At 70.3% G+C, this 13,935-nt stretch carries 10 protein-coding genes and 2 tRNA genes; 5 read left to right on the top strand and 7 right to left on the bottom strand.

Going from position 1 to position 13,935, the window contains the following annotated elements:
* Positions 1-29: 29 nt before the first annotated feature.
* Complete coding sequence (locus tag ACP4E5_RS28020) at positions 30-800, top strand: IclR family transcriptional regulator (protein WP_425833345.1); 771 nt, start codon at positions 30-32, stop codon at positions 798-800.
* 137 nt (positions 801-937) lie between these two features.
* Here ACP4E5_RS28020 and ACP4E5_RS28015 read toward each other — a convergent pair.
* The 5 genes from ACP4E5_RS28015 to ACP4E5_RS27995 form a co-directional block, all read right to left on the bottom strand.
* Positions 938-1,011 (bottom strand) — tRNA-Lys (locus ACP4E5_RS28015).
* A 63-nt stretch (positions 1,012-1,074) separates the two neighbouring features.
* A complete protein-coding gene (locus ACP4E5_RS28010) occupies positions 1,075-2,745 on the bottom strand; it encodes an AMP-binding protein (protein ID WP_425833343.1) in 1,671 nt (556 codons plus the stop codon).
* Between the two features lie 184 nt (positions 2,746-2,929).
* The gene (locus ACP4E5_RS28005) at positions 2,930-3,541 is read right to left on the bottom strand and encodes a lytic polysaccharide monooxygenase auxiliary activity family 9 protein (RefSeq protein WP_425833341.1); all 612 of its coding nucleotides are present in this window, start codon (positions 3,539-3,541) and stop codon (positions 2,930-2,932) included.
* Between the two features lie 187 nt (positions 3,542-3,728).
* Positions 3,729-4,868, bottom strand: a complete 1,140-nt coding sequence (locus tag ACP4E5_RS28000; RefSeq protein ID WP_425833339.1) for an SPFH domain-containing protein — start codon at positions 4,866-4,868, stop codon at positions 3,729-3,731.
* Between the two features lie 20 nt (positions 4,869-4,888).
* Positions 4,889-6,193 carry a peptidoglycan-binding protein gene (locus ACP4E5_RS27995; RefSeq protein ID WP_425841708.1) on the bottom strand — a complete coding sequence of 435 codons (1,305 nt, stop codon included), beginning with the start codon at positions 6,191-6,193 and terminating at the stop codon, positions 4,889-4,891.
* 243 nt (positions 6,194-6,436) lie between these two features.
* Here ACP4E5_RS27995 and ACP4E5_RS27990 point away from each other — a divergent pair.
* From ACP4E5_RS27990 to glxA, 3 genes are all read left to right on the top strand, one after another.
* Positions 6,437-6,510, top strand: a tRNA-Lys gene (locus tag ACP4E5_RS27990).
* Positions 6,511-6,969: 459 nt separating this feature from the next.
* On the top strand, positions 6,970-8,940 hold the full coding sequence (locus ACP4E5_RS27985) for a glycosyltransferase family 2 protein (protein WP_425833337.1): 1,971 nt from the start codon (positions 6,970-6,972) through the stop codon (positions 8,938-8,940).
* Positions 8,937-10,874, top strand: coding sequence for a radical copper oxidase GlxA (gene glxA / locus ACP4E5_RS27980; RefSeq protein ID WP_425833335.1), 1,938 nt, complete (start codon positions 8,937-8,939; stop codon positions 10,872-10,874). The genes ACP4E5_RS27985 and glxA overlap by 4 nt, the downstream gene beginning before the upstream one ends.
* Before the next feature lie 55 nt (positions 10,875-10,929).
* On the opposite strand, the gene ACP4E5_RS27975 is transcribed toward glxA, so the two are convergent.
* The gene (locus tag ACP4E5_RS27975; protein WP_425833333.1) at positions 10,930-11,931 is read right to left on the bottom strand and encodes a glycoside hydrolase family 6 protein; all 1,002 of its coding nucleotides are present in this window, start codon (positions 11,929-11,931) and stop codon (positions 10,930-10,932) included.
* Between the two features lie 161 nt (positions 11,932-12,092).
* On the opposite strand from ACP4E5_RS27975, the gene ACP4E5_RS27970 reads away from it, so the two are divergent.
* On the top strand, positions 12,093-12,833 hold the full coding sequence (locus ACP4E5_RS27970; protein ID WP_425833331.1) for a GAF and ANTAR domain-containing protein: 741 nt from the start codon (positions 12,093-12,095) through the stop codon (positions 12,831-12,833).
* Between the two features lie 430 nt (positions 12,834-13,263).
* Here the strand turns inward: ACP4E5_RS27970 and ACP4E5_RS27965 are convergent, their stop codons facing one another.
* Positions 13,264-13,935: a class F sortase gene (locus ACP4E5_RS27965; RefSeq protein WP_425833329.1), complete on the bottom strand. Its 672-nt coding sequence runs from the start codon at positions 13,933-13,935 to the stop codon at positions 13,264-13,266.

The raw sequence follows: 13,935 nt of genomic DNA, 5'->3' as shown, positions 1-13,935 counted from the left end.
CGGAACCGGTCCATGCAGGGGGAAGAACCGTGGCGCTGAAGCACGAGCAGGGTGCGTCCTCGCACCAGCCGAACGAGTCGGTGGAGCACGCCTTGCGCGTGCTGGAGACCGTCGCACACCGAGGCGTGGGCGTGACCGACACGGAGCTGGCGCGCGTCACCGGACTGCCCGCCGACCAGCTGACGATCCTGCTGCGCATGCTGCGCCGCGAGGGATACGTGCGGCAGACCGCCGACGGGGCGTACATCACCGGTGAGACCCTGACCAGGCTCGGCGCCGCGGAGGGCCGGGCGGCCGCGCTCACCGCCAAGCTCCAGGGCACCCTCGACCGGCTGCGGGACGATGTGGGCGCGGCGGTCTACATGAGCCGCTACGTCGACGGGGAGATCCGGATCACGCAGGTGGCGACGGGCCCCGGGACGCCCGCGGTCAACGAGTGGGTGGACTTCCGTGTCTCGGCGCACGCGAGCGCCATCGGCAAGAGCCTCCTCGGCCAGCTCGACATGAACGGGCGGCGGGATCATCTGTCCCGCCACAAGATGGCCCGCCTCACCTCGCGCACGATCACCAGCGAGAAGGTGCTGCTGTCCCGCCTCGCGGCCCAGCCGGCGACGGTTCCGGTGCTCGATCTCCAGGAGTACGCGGTGGGCACGGTGTGCGCGGCCGTCCCCATCACGGCGGGGTCCTCCGTCGGCTGCCTGGCGCTGTCGCTTCCGGTCGAGCATGCGCACCGGTTGCACGATGCGGCGGAGCAGCTCAACAAGGAGGCGGCGCCGGTTCTTCTTTCCTTGGCGATCTGACCGCTCACCGGCGACGGCGTTACGGCCTCGGGGCTCTGCCCCGGACCCCGCTGCTCAAGCGCCGCAGGGGCTTGAATGGACCAGTCGCGCTCGATGCACGACGAAGGCCCCCGCGGAAGCGGGGGCCTTCGTTACTGTGCGCCATCAGGGACTCGAACCCCGGACACGCGGATTAAGAGTCCGCTGCTCTAACCAACTGAGCTAATGGCGCCGGTTGACGAGGTAAATACTACCTGGCCCCAGGGGGTGCTTTTGACCACCGGCGCCCCTGGCGTCACGGGGCGGCGATCAGGTCCTCGCGGCCCCGTTCCCGGTACGCCGCCGCGAGGCGCTCGCGGTCGTGGCCGGTCAGGCGGCGGTGGACGGCGTCGCCCGGGGGCCGCCACCAGAGCTCGCCGCCGCTCCAGAAGCCCTCGCGGCGCAGCTCCCCGCGCCGCACCTTGTTCGTCGCGGTGACCGGAATCCGCTCCACCACCCGGATGAAGCGGGGGGACATCTTCGTACCGAGGTCGGGCTGGGAGCGGAGGAAGGCGTCGAAGCGGTCGGGGTCGAAGGTGAGGCCCTCGTGCAGCGCCAGCGTCGCCATCACCTGGTCGCCCGCCACCGGGTCCGGCACCCCGTAGACCGCGACGGCCGCCGCGTCCGACCAGCGCGCGAGGATGTTCTCGATCATGGCGGGGGCGAGGTTCTCGCTGTCGACGCGGATCTTGTCGTCGCCGCGGCCCGCGAAGTAGAGGAACCCGTCGGCGTCCCGGTAGAAGTGGTCGCCGGTCCAGTACCAGCCGTGCTCCCGGACCCGCTCGGCGTACGCGGCGTCGTTGCGCCAGTACCCCTCGAAGGGCGAGCGGCCACGGTTGACCAGCTCACCTATCGCGTCCGCTCCGTTGAGGAGGCGGCCGTTCTCGTCGAAGCGGGCCGGCGGGCACTCCTCCTTCGTCTCCGGGTCGAGCACCACGAGGTCGCTGCCGGGAGCCGCCAGGCCGATCGCGCCCGCCGGCGTGCCGGCCGTGCGCTGCACCGCGGCGCCGCCCTCCGACGACCCGTACCCCTCGACGAGCCGCACCCCGAACCGCTCCTCGAACCGCGCCGCGTCCACGGCCCCCGCCTCCGTGCCGAACCCGACCCGGAGCGGATTGTCCCGGTCGTCCGGCCGCTCCTCGGTGGCCAGGATGTACTGGACGGCCCGGCCCACGTAGGTGAAGTACGTGGCCCCGAACCGGCGTACGTCGCCCAGGAACTGGGACGCCGAGAAGCGGCGGCGCAGCGCGACCCCGGCGCCCGCCGCGACGGCCGGCGCCCAGTCCGCGATGACCGCGTTGCCGTGGAAGAGGGGCATGCAGATGTAGTGCACGTCGTCGGGGCGCACGCCGAAGTTGCCGACGAGGGACCGCCCCGCCGCCGCCAGCCGCCCCTGCGTGCACAGCGCCGCCTTCGGGGCCCCGGTCGACCCGGAGGTGAAGTACAGCAGCATGCGGGTGTCGGGCCCGACCCGGTCGTCGGCCTCCGGCTTCGCACCCTCGTACGGTGCGAGCAGCTCCTCGTACGCGCCGGTGTCGGTCACCAGGATCCGGATGCCCGGCAGGTCGAGGCCGTCGAGCAGCGGGAGGTGGGCCCGCTCGGTCACCAGGACCCGGCACTCGGTGTGGGTGATGTCGCGGGCGAGTTCGGCGCCGCGCCGCGTCGGATTGAGGCCGGCGACGGCGGCCCCGGAGAGCGCGGCCGCGCCCAACCACTGGGGAAATTCAGGGGTGTTGTCGAGGAGCACGCCGATGTGCGGGTCCGCCGCCCGCGGCAGCAGCTCCCCGAGAAGCGCCGCGCGGGCCGCCGCCCCGGCCACGACCTGGTGGTGGCTGAGCACCTGATCCTCGTACGCGAGTCCGGGCCTGTGGTCGCCCCAGCGCTCCTGGATGAGTTCCGCGAAGGTGCGCGTCGTCATGGATCCCATGGCGGTGCACCATAATTGACATGCCGTCAGATGTGGAGAGTCAACCGGCGAGAGCTCATCAGAGCCACCATTCAAGCCCCTGCGGCGATTGAGCAGCGGGGTCCGGGGCAGAGCCCCGGGGCCGTAACGCCGGGTGCCGCAACCCCCGGCGTGCCGTGGGGCAGCACGCCGGGGACCCGGGGACTCAGAACGTGACGTCCGAGCACGCGTAGAAGGCGTTCGCCGTGTCCGCGACGGTCCACACCGCGAGGATCACGTGGTGGCCCGACTTCCCGGAGGGCAGCGTGCCGGAGTGCGAGAGCGTCGCCGGCGGCTGACCGCCGTACGGGACCGTGAGGAACGGGGTCGTCTGAAGCGCCGACCGGGTCAGCGGCTTGCTCTGGTCCCAGCCGTCCTTGGTGATGTAGTAGCGGAAGTCCGTGGTGGAGTGCCGCGCGGTGAACTGCCAGCGGAAGGTCTGACTCTGACCGCCCGTCACCTTCGTGGTCGGCCAGGCGTTCCCGTTCGGCTGCTTGGCGGCGTCGAGCGCGCTGAAGTTGCCGTGCCCGGCCGAACAGAGCTGCCCGTCGGCGGGGCCCGCCGCCGGGAAGCCCTTGGGGCCCTCGACGCTCTGCGGCTCCCACTGGATGTCGCCGCAGCCACTGACGCCACCGTTCGCGCAGAGCTTCTGCCTGCTGACGGGCAGGTCGGTGTAGCCGTGACCGCTGGCCCCGCCCGCGGAGAGCGCGAACGCCCCCGCGGTCGTCAGGCCGAGCAGGGCCGCGTACACCTTGGTGCGTGTGGAGGTCTTTCGCATGCTGCCGCTCCTGGGGGGTGTTGGGAGTGCCGGAAGCCGTGCGCACAGCAATGGATCGAACAGTTCAGGTCTAGACCAACGCACAATCTAGAACCGCGAGTTGGGCATGTCCAGACCAATCGCAATTCCCGGCACGAGCGCTTCCGCTCACCCCACTGACCCAGCTCACCCGGTCACCCCCGGGGCGTCACTCCCCTCGGCCCGTGTAGAACGCCACCGTCAGATCCTTCACGAGCAACTTGCGCTCGTAGTCGTCGAGATCGACGAGCCCGCGCGCGGTCAGCCGCGTCACGGTGTCCTCCACCGAGTCCACGACCGTGGTGAGGACGCTGTCCCGGCGCCGCGCGTCGAGGGCCGCGATCCGGCGGCGCCGCATCGCCGCGGCCACCTCCGGTTCGTATTCGATCCGCGTGGGCTGCGCCGAGAACACCTCGATGCCGACCGGGGCCGCGTCCTCGGCGAGGCGCCGCGTGAGGAGGTCGCCGAGGGCCTCCGCATTGCGCAGCACGGGCGCGTCCCGGTCGCCGACCACGGCGGGCAGTCGGGACAGGACCCGCGCGAGGCCCGACTCCACGCACTCGCGCAGATACGTCTCGTGGTCCTCGGTCCCGAGCGTCGCCCGCGCCGTGTCCTTGATCCGCCAGGCGACGAGCACGACGACGCGCAGCGCCTCGCCATTGGTGTCGACCGCCGGCATCGGCTCGCTGCGCCAGTGCCGCAGCCGCAGGTCCACCCGGCGGCGCACGAGCAGCGGGTTCAGCCACAGCAGACCCGCCCTGCGCACGCTCCCCCGGTAGCGGCCGAAGCGCGTGAGCACCCAGGCCCCGCCGGTCCGGCCGCGCGCGAGCCCGCCGACGCCGAACAGGGCGAGCGCGCATGACCCGGCGAGCGCCGCCCACTGCGCGGGCCCGAACCCGGCGCCCGCGTATCCGTCGAGGCCGGCGGGGCCGGCCAGGTCCGTCATGAGATCCGTCATGATCCGGGGCAGCGCTCCCGCCCAGCCGAGCGAGGCCGCGGCCCCGGCCGCGCCCACCGCCCCGCCGAGCACGCCGACGGCACCCGGCAGCGTCCGCACGGTCCGCTCCTCGATGTCGGGGTCGACGGAGGGTGCGGGCCGGCTGGGGGTGCGGGCCGGGGCGGGGCGGGACGTCCGGCCCGGGGACTTCGCGCTCGCGCGCTCGACCTGGGCCTTGGTGACCACGGCGGGCCGTAGCGGCACGGCCACCGGGTCCGGGTCGTCACGGAAGAGGAGATGGACCGGGATCTCGGTGGTGGACTCGTTGCGGATGAGCCGCGCGGCGCGCGTCCCTCCGTCGGTTTCGCTCATGGAACCCTCCGCGTTGCACGTCACGAGAACAGCCGGCGCCAGGTCTCGGGGCCGGGGTAGCCGTCGGCCGCCTTGCCCCGCCAGCCCTGGGCGCGCTGGAAGGCCTCGACGTTGCGTCGGTCCGCCTCGCTCCAGCGTGGTCCGGGGCCCTTGGTGTAGAACTTGCCGAATCCTTTCTTCACGAGCTGCTTGCCGAGCTTCGTGACATCGGCGTTGGTGGCGCCGGGCCGGAACTTCGCCTTGCCGGGGAAGGCGGTGGCCCCGGCCCGCTCGGCGCCGCCGCTGCCGCCGCTGCCCCCGCTTCCTGAGGACGGGATGCTGCGCCCCTGTCCCGTCGACAGGTACGACCAGGTCGTGGGGCCCGGGATGCCGTCCGCCGCCGCGCCGCGCCAGCCCTGCGCACGCTGGAACGCGCGCGTGGCCTTGCGGTCGGCCTCGCTCCACTTCGGGCCGGGCCCGACTCGGTAGAACCGCTTGCCGCCGCGCTCGACGAGCATCTTGCCGAGCCGTGTCACGTACGCGTTGTTCTTGCCGGGGCCGAAGTACTTGGCGCCGGGGAACTTCGTCGTCGCGCTCGCGCCCGAACTGCCGCCCGTGACCGCCTTGTAGCGGAAAGCGACGTAGCTGCTCGAGTGGCTCCAGTACGCGTACGGGGTGGCCTGCACCCGCGTGCCCGGCTTGGTCTGCTCGTACGCGATGTACCGGGTGCGGGACGCGTCCGTCCAGCCGCCGAAGATCGTGACGTGCGAGCCCTTCTCCGGGTCGGCCGGGTTGTGGAAGAGCAGCATGTCGCCGGGTTGCAGCTGCGCCTTGGTGATCCGGGTGCCGTACTGGGCGAGGCTCCCGGTCCACTCGTTGCCCGGCAGGCCCCACGCCATGGAGACGAAGCCGGAGCAGTCCTGGCGGTAGCCGTCCTTCCAGTACTTGTTCATGTCGTACGGGACCTTGGCCTCGACCCATTTCCTGGCGCGGTCGAGGATCGCGGCCCGGGAGGTCTTGCGCAGAGCCGTGGACTGAACCAGTGACACGGAACCGGCGGCCGGGGCCGGAGCTCCGTGCAGCGGTCCCGTCCCGCCCTGCGGCGTCGTGCCGCCCCCGTCGTCCGGGGCCGGGGTGAGTGGTCTGGCCTCGTGGTGTTCGGCCGCGGCGGCCGGGGTGGTCTGGAGCCCGCCGATGACGGTGCCAGCGGCGGCGGCGAGGACCAGGGCGTGCCGGGTACCGACCTTGGTACGCACCGGGTGCGACACCGCGCGCCGCCACTCGGCGCAGCCCGCGCAGTCGCAGTCCTCGGCCGGGTCGACGTCCTCGAACACCGGGGCGCGCATCAGCTCCGCCGTGTCCTCGCGCTTCGTACGCTCCGTGCGCTCCATGCGATTCCCCTCACACTCCGGTGCCGGACTTTGGAATATCGAGCCTCGATTTCGCACGCAGGAAGCGTCTCAACTGTCCGGATAAATCGCATGTTGACGGTCCAAATGATTGAAACCACCAGAAATCGCCCACCTACCCGGCGTGTCGAGTGGTCAGAAGCACCCCGGACCCTCGGGTAAAGTTATGCAGGTCGACCGGCGCCATTAGCTCAGTTGGTTAGAGCAGCGGACTCTTAATCCGCGTGTCCGGGGTTCGAGTCCCTGATGGCGCACCCAAAACGAAGGCCCCCGCTTCCGCGGGGGCCTTCGTCATTTCAAGCCCCTGCGGCGATTGAGCAGCGGGGTCCGGGGCAGCGCCCCGAGGCCGCGGCCACGGAGCGGCGCAACCCGCATCAAGGCCGGTAAACACCACGTATCGGCCTTGCGATCATGAACCGGGTCACAGCACTCTGTCATGGAGCCATTGGCTCCCAAGATGCTTACGGTACAAGGCAGTTGAAATGGGCACCGTGTCACACCGGGCCCGAGCCGGTTGCCGAGCGCGCGGGGAGGGGGCCCCGCCCATGAACCGATGTCGAGGGGGGCATCATGCAACCGGAAGGCCGCCGTACCAGTCTTAGATGAGGGTGGGACGGTGGCCCGCCAGTGATACGTCCGGGGGCACGGTCAGGGGGCCCGTTCCCGGGCGCAGGACCGACGACCACGCGGTGACGCGTGCGGGGGGATGACTCATGACGTCGACGCCGACGGGCGCCCGACCGGAATTCGACCCGTCCGAGACGACACAGCTGCGCGTGCCACCGCACCGCACCGGCGGCTTCCGGCGCATCAGGAAATCGCTGCCGCGCTACGACTACGAGCACTACAGCCGGCTCGCCGGGCCACTGACCCAGCCCGATCCGAACCAGCCGTACAAGGTGCGCTACCGCTCACTGCTCTCGCAGGAGCCGCACAGGATCCGGGCCGCGCTGATGCTGGGCGCGGCCCCACTGCTCTCCCTGGTCCTGCTGTTCTGGCTGATGCAGCCCGAACACTGGACCGAACGGGACTACCCCGCCTACGACTTCCTGCCCGCGCTCGACATCGTGATGCTCGTGTCCATCGGGCTCATCGAGTTCTTCCGCTGCATGAACGTGCTGTCGAACGCGCACGCGACGCTGGTCGCCCGCGACCCGGTCCCTGTGGTGCCCCAGACCGGCACCCGCGTCGCGTTCCTCACCTCGTTCGTGCCCGGCAAGGAGCCGCTCGCGATGGTGACGAAGACCCTGGAGGCGGCCGTGAAGCTGCGCCACCGGGGCCTGCTGCACGTCTGGCTGCTCGACGAGGGCGACGACCCCGAGGTCAAAGAGGTCTGCGCGCGGCTCGGCGTGCACCACTTCTCCCGCAAGGGGGTCGCGCAGTGGAACCAGCCGAAGGGCCCGCACCGTGCCAAGACCAAGCACGGCAACTACAACGCCTGGCTGGACGCGCACGGGGACGAGTACGACTACTTCGCCTCCGTCGACACCGACCACGTACCGCTGCCCAACTACCTGGAGCGGATGCTCGGCTTCTTCCGTGACCCCGACGTCGGATTCGTCATCGGCCCGCAGGTGTACGGGAATTACGACAACTTCATCACCAAGGCCGCCGAGTCGCAGCAGTTCCTGTTCCACGCGCTGATCCAGCGCGCGGGCAACCGGTACGGCTCGCCCATGTTCGTCGGCACGTCCAACGCCGTACGCATCAAGGCGCTCAAGCAGATCGGCGGCCTGTACGACTCCATCACGGAGGACATGGCGACCGGCTTCGAGATCCACCGGCACCGCAACCCCGCCACGGGCAAGAAGTGGCGTTCCGTATACACACCGGACGTGCTCGCGGTCGGCGAGGGCCCCAGCGCCTGGACGGACTTCTTCACCCAGCAGATGCGCTGGTCGCGCGGTACCTACGAGACGATCCTCAAGCAGTACTGGAAGGGCTTCTTCACGCTCCCGCCGAGCAAGCTCTTCAACTACACGATGATGATCATCTTCTACCCGATGGCGGCCATGAACTGGATCCTGGCGGCGCTGAGTTGCGCGCTGTTCCTGGGTCTCGGCGCCTCGGGTGTGAACATCGACCCGACGGTCTGGCTGATGCTGTACGGCAACGCCTCGGCGCTTCAGATCGGCCTGTACATCTGGAACCGCCGGCACAACGTCTCGCCGCACGAGCCCGAGGGCTCCGGCGGCGTGGCCGGCATGGTGATGTCCGCGCTGTCGGCGCCGCTGTACGCGAAGGCGCTCTTCGACGCCGTACTGCGCCGCAAGAGCAAGTTCGTGGTGACCCCCAAGGGCGATTCGGCCAGCCCCGACCGCTGGTTCGGGACCTTCCGCTACCACTGGTACTTCATCCTCATCTTCGGCGGCTCGATCGGCGCGGGCTTCTACTTCGGCCACTCCCACCCGGCGATGATCACCTGGGCCTCCTTCGCCCTGCTGATCACCGCGGCCCCGATGTTCGCGTGGCGCTACATGCTCCGCCAGGACAGGAAGAAGCCGAAGCCGCCCGAGGACCCGCAGCCGCAGCGGACCGGGGCGGAGCCCGCGACTCCGGCGCGGGCGCACACCGCGCCGCAGCAGAAGCCGAGTTGGGCCGCCCAGCCGCGTGACGGGGGCCCGGGCGCTGACGGGGGCAACGAACAGACCATGCAGATTTCCCTGGGGGGACACAACAAGTGAAAGACGGTGCGAGCCGCCGCCGTGCCCGGCGCATAGTCATCGGCACGGTGGTGGTCCTGGCGCTGGCCGGGATGAACGGACCCTGGCTGTATCGCTTCGGATCGGCCAAGTATCACGAGTACAAGATCAACAAACCGGAGTACAAGGCCGAGAACGGGCACTGGGACGTCATCGATTTCCCCAAGGACATGCGCCTGAACACGATTCACGCGGCGCTGCTCCACACCGGGAAGATCCTGCTCGTCGCCGGGTCGGGGAACAATCAGAAGAACTTCGACGCGAAGAAGTTCGACACCCGGCTCTACGACCCGGTGAAGAAGACCATCAAGAAGATTCCCACGCCGACCGACCTGTTCTGCACGGGACATACGCAGCTGGCGAACGGGAATCTGCTGATCGCGGGCGGCACCAAGCGCTACGAGAAGCTGAAGGGTGACGTCACCAAGGCCGGCGGCCTGATGATCGTGCACAACGAGGACCCGGACGCGCCCAAGACCATCAAGGCCGGCACGGTCTTCACCGGCAAGGAGAACGGCAAGTCGTTCGTCGCCAAGGACAACATCACGGTCGAGCGCGCCAAGAAGGTCTTCGACAAGGCGACCGGCAGGTTCCTGCGCAATGAGCCGGGCCTCGGCCGCGTGTACGTGGAGGCGCAGCGGCGCGGCGCCAAGTACGAGACCGGCACCCAGGACAACTACCGGGTGCAGGGCCTGACCGCCCAGGACGCGCGCAATGTGTACGGCATCGCACAGAAGCTGGCGCTGGACAAGAAGGACTTCCAGGGGATCAGGGACAGTTACGAGTTCGACCCGGTCGCCGAGAAGTACATCAAGGTCGACCCGATGAACGAGGCGCGCTGGTATCCGACGCTGACCACGCTCTCCGACGGCAAGGTCCTCTCCGTGTCCGGGCTCGACGAGATCGGGCAGCTGGTGCCGGGCAAGAACGAGGTCTACGACCCGAAGACGAAGAAGTGGACGTACCTGAAGGACGTCCGCCAGTTCCCGACGTACCCCGCGCTGTTCCAGATGGAGAACGGGAAGATCTTCTACTCGGGCGCGAACGCCGGTTACGGGCCGGACAACGTCGGCCGCAAGCCCGGTATTTGGGATCTGACGAACAATAAGTTCCAGAAGATTCCCGGGCTTTCGGACCCCGACAGGCTGGAGACGGCCAACACCGTGGAACTGCCGCCCGCGCAGGACCAGAAGTACATGGTGATCGGCGGCGGCGGCGTCGGCGAGTCCAAGCTGTCCAGCAAGAAGACCCGGCTCGTCGATCTGAAGGACCCGAGCCCGAAGTTCGTGGACGGTCCGACGCTGGAGAAGGGCACGCGCTATCCGCAGGCCTCGATCCTGCCCGACGACTCGGTCCTCGTCTCCGGCGGCTCGCAGGACTATCGCGGTCGCGGCGACTCCAACATCCTCGAGTCCCGGATCTACGACACGAAGAAGAACACGTTCAAGCGGGTCGCCGACCCGAGCGTGGGCCGCAACTACCACTCGGGCTCGCTGCTCCTGCCCGACGGCCGCGTGCTGTTCTTCGGCTCGGACTCGCTCTACGCCGACAAGGCCAACACCAAGCCGGGCACGTTCGAGCAGCGCATCGAGATGTACACGCCGCCGTATCTGTACCGGGACTCGCGGCCGTCCCTCGACGGCGGCCAGAGGACCATCCGGCGCGGTGCCTCGGCGACGTACAAGACGGGGCACGCGTCGTCCATCAAGACGGCCCGGCTGATCCGGCCGAGTGCCTCGACGCATGTGACGGACGTGGATCAGACGTCCATCGCGCTCGGCCTGAAGAAGTCGGCCGACTCGGTGACGCTGACCGTTCCGAAGAGCCGCTCCCTGGTGGAGTCGGGCTGGTACATGCTCTTCGTCACGGACGACCAGGGGACGCCGAGCAAGGCCCAGTGGGTACGGGTGCCGTAGGCGCGGAGCGCGTGACATATGAGAGGGCGGGAGGGGTACCTCCCGCCCTCTGGCGTTACTTGGCCCCCGCCAGTTTCAGGGCGTACTCGCCCCACCACTCGCCGGCCTTCGGGCCGCCCTTGCACGTGCCGTCGGACTCGCCCGGCCGCTTGACCCACAGATAGGCCTTCACCTGCGAGTCACCCGTCTTGGTCGTCGGCTCCTCGCCGAGGGCCCGGCCCGGCGGATTGCACCAGCGCTCGTCGGCGGCGCCGCCGGTGTACGGCCCGTTGCCGTTGCGGCTCGTGTCGACCACGAACGGCTTGTTACCGACCTTCGCCGAGAGCTCCTTGCCGTACTTGACGGAGTCCTCGGTGGTGTAGAAGTTCGACACGTTGACCGAGAAGCCGTCGGCCTGGTCGATGCCCGACCGCTGCAACGGCTCGAAGATCTGGTCCGGCTTGCCCCAGCCCGCGTTGCCCGCGTCGAGGTAGACCTTCGTGTCCTTCAGGGACTCGAACTTCGCGATGGCGCCCTTGAGCAGGTCGTAGCGCTCCTCGTGGAACTGCTCCGGCGTGCAGTTGTCCACCATGTGCTGCACCGCGTCGGGCTCCAGGATCACCGTCGCGGGCCGGTCGCCGATGCCCGCGGCGACCTGGTCGATGAACTCCCGGTACGCGTTGCCGTCCGCGGCGCCGCCGCCCGAGTACTGGCCGCAGTCGCGGTGCGGGATGTTGTACACGACCAGCAGCGCGTCCCGGTCGGCCTTCTGGGCGGCCTCGGTGAAGCCGCGCGCCTGGTCCTCCGCGTTCTCCGGCAGGAGCCATTCGCCGCTGGGCTGTTCGGCGATCTTGCGGACCTTCGCGGCCTCGTCGTCCTTGCCGTCCTTCTCGAGCGCCGCCGCGGCCTTCGCGGCCTTGCTGTCGGGGTTGACCCAGAACGGGTCCGCGCCCTTCGGCTGCTGCGTCACCGCGCCCGGCGACCCGTCCCCCTCGTTGCCCCCGCCGCCGGAGGAACAGGCGGACATGAGCAGCGCCGCCCCCACGACGACCGCTCCAGCCCTCAGTTTCCGGTACATCCACTCCCCCTTGGGTGCACTGCCTGGCTCTTCATCGTGGCACACGCCCCGGCCGTGCCACGAGCGCGGACGCCGCTTGTCAAGGACCTGTTACAGCGTGCGCGGCCCGGGTAGGCGGCGATCAGGAACCATCCGACACGCGGGGTGGAGGGGGGCGTGACTTGTCCGGTGAGACGAGTGAACTGCGCCTGGCAGTTGCCCTGTTGGAGTACGCGGAGATATTCCGTGACACCTTCGACCCGTCGCGCTATCTGCGCCGCCTGACCGACCACTGCGTGGAGCTGCTCGGCGCCCTGGGCGCGGGCGTGCTTCCCGCCCGCCCGGGCTGCCCGGCCGCGACCAGCCACCGCGGTGAACGCTACGACTTCGTACGGGAGTTGGTGTCCCCGGACGCTCCCGCGGGCCCGGCGCACGACACGCTGCGCACCGGCCGGGCGGTGGCTCGCGTGGACCTGGGTTCCGCGACGGCGGTGGCGCGCTGGCCCGCGTTCACGGCGATCGCCCGGCGTCGCGGTGTCGCCTCCGCCTACGCGGTTCCGCTGCGCGGAGCCGACGAGCTGGTGGGGGCGCTCGCCGTCCTCCGGGCGGAACCGGCGGCGCACGAGGCCGAGTTCGCGATCGCCCAAGTGCTCGCCGACGCGGCCACCACCGGGCTGCGCAATCACTGTGTGCACGCCCGGACCCAGGACCTGACGGAGCAGCTGGGCGTGGCGCTCGCCAGCCGGGTGCGGATCGAGCAGGCGAAGGGCATGCTCGCCGAGCGCTGGGCGACCGCGCCGGAGGCCGCGTTCTCGGCTCTGCGACGGTACGCGCGCTCGAACCGGCTGCCGCTCGATCAGGTCGCGCACTCCGTGATCCGCCGCACCCTGCCCGACGAGCGGGTGCGCCCCGACGCGTCGTGAACCTCGACCATCGTGACCCCTCGCCCGTCGTGAACCCTCGACCTCACTCTGTGCTGACGCGTCCAACCGTTCTAAAGTCGTGATGAGTGGCCCTAGGGTCCTTCTGACGGATCAGGCTGGATCCGGGGGCGTGGATGTTCGGTGCCGGTGAGCGGGGACTGGTGCGTGCAGCTGCAAGGCGGAGGAGGGCGACGACGCGGAGCGTCGGCAACCGACGACAACGCCGCAGATGTGCGTGCCAGTCCCCGCGACTCCAGCAAGATCCGTCAGAAGGGCCCTAGTCCTCGGCCGGTCCGATCCGACGGACCATCAAAGCCTCCCGTGCCGAGGCCGGGCCCTCCCGCAGCCCGCCGCCCGCGCGGTCGAGGACCGGTCCGGCCGGTGGCTCCGGGGGGAGCGGGCTGCCGGCCGGTCCAGGTGGCCCGCGCCGTCAACTGGCCTTCTGGGATGGGCTGTCCACGCCGGACAGATACGCGGACACGATGACGTTCGCGGTGTAGGTGCCCGAGGCCTTGTCGAATCGGCCGCCGCAGGTGATCAGCCGGAGTTCCGCGCGCTCGGAGCGGTGCGGCCCGTACGCCTTGGCCGGGTCGAAGTTCTCGCGGGAGAACACCCGGACGTCGTCGACGGTGAATTCGGCGACGGAGCCGTCGGCCCGGGTCACGCGCACCGTGTCGCCCGGCTCGGCCTCGCTGAGGTGGTAGAAGACGGCGGGCCTGGTCTCGGTGTCGACGTGCCCGACGAACAGGGCGGTGCCGCGCTCCCCCGGCCGCACCCCGTCGCGGTACCAGCCGACGACGCCGGCCCGCGCGTACGGCGGCGGGTCGATGGCGCCGCCCGCGTCCAGGCCGCGGGCCACGACGGGCGCCTGGACGCGCAGTGCCGCGATGTCGACGCGCCGCGGGTCCGCGCCCTCGACGGGCCGGTGGGCGGCCGGCAGGTCGACGCCGGCGGGGCGGCCGACGGCGGCCGCGTCCCCGGTCGTCGGCGAGGACAGGCTCAGGTCGGTGGCGCCGTGGCCCCACAACCACAGGCCGAGGAGCAGCACCGCCCAGGCGACCCCCGTGAGGAGCCGCCCGGCCCCCTGCGACCGGTCACTCAT

The sequence above is a fragment of the Streptomyces fractus genome (assembly GCF_049844455.1).
Classification (GTDB): Bacteria; Actinomycetota; Actinomycetes; order Streptomycetales; family Streptomycetaceae; genus Streptomyces; species Streptomyces fractus.
The sequence above is the reverse complement of the archived record's forward strand: the minus strand, read 5'-3'. Positions and strand labels throughout refer to the sequence as shown.

What these genes read in the sequence shown, in the direction of transcription:
- ACP4E5_RS27965 (WP_425833329.1), bottom strand. Translation starts at nt 13,935, where the DNA reads ATGAGTGACCGGTCGCAGGGGGCCGGGCGGCTCCTCACGGGGGTCGCC.
- ACP4E5_RS28005 (WP_425833341.1), bottom strand. Translation starts at nt 3,541, where the DNA reads ATGCGAAAGACCTCCACACGCACCAAGGTGTACGCGGCCCTGCTCGGC.
- ACP4E5_RS27975 (WP_425833333.1), bottom strand. Translation starts at nt 11,931, where the DNA reads ATGTACCGGAAACTGAGGGCTGGAGCGGTCGTCGTGGGGGCGGCGCTG.
- ACP4E5_RS27995 (WP_425841708.1), bottom strand. Translation starts at nt 6,193, where the DNA reads ATGCGCGCCCCGGTGTTCGAGGACGTCGACCCGGCCGAGGACTGCGAC.
- ACP4E5_RS28000 (WP_425833339.1), bottom strand. Translation starts at nt 4,868, where the DNA reads ATGAGCGAAACCGACGGAGGGACGCGCGCCGCGCGGCTCATCCGCAAC.
- ACP4E5_RS28010 (WP_425833343.1), bottom strand. Translation starts at nt 2,745, where the DNA reads ATGGGATCCATGACGACGCGCACCTTCGCGGAACTCATCCAGGAGCGC.
- ACP4E5_RS27985 (WP_425833337.1), top strand. Translation starts at nt 6,970, where the DNA reads ATGACGTCGACGCCGACGGGCGCCCGACCGGAATTCGACCCGTCCGAG.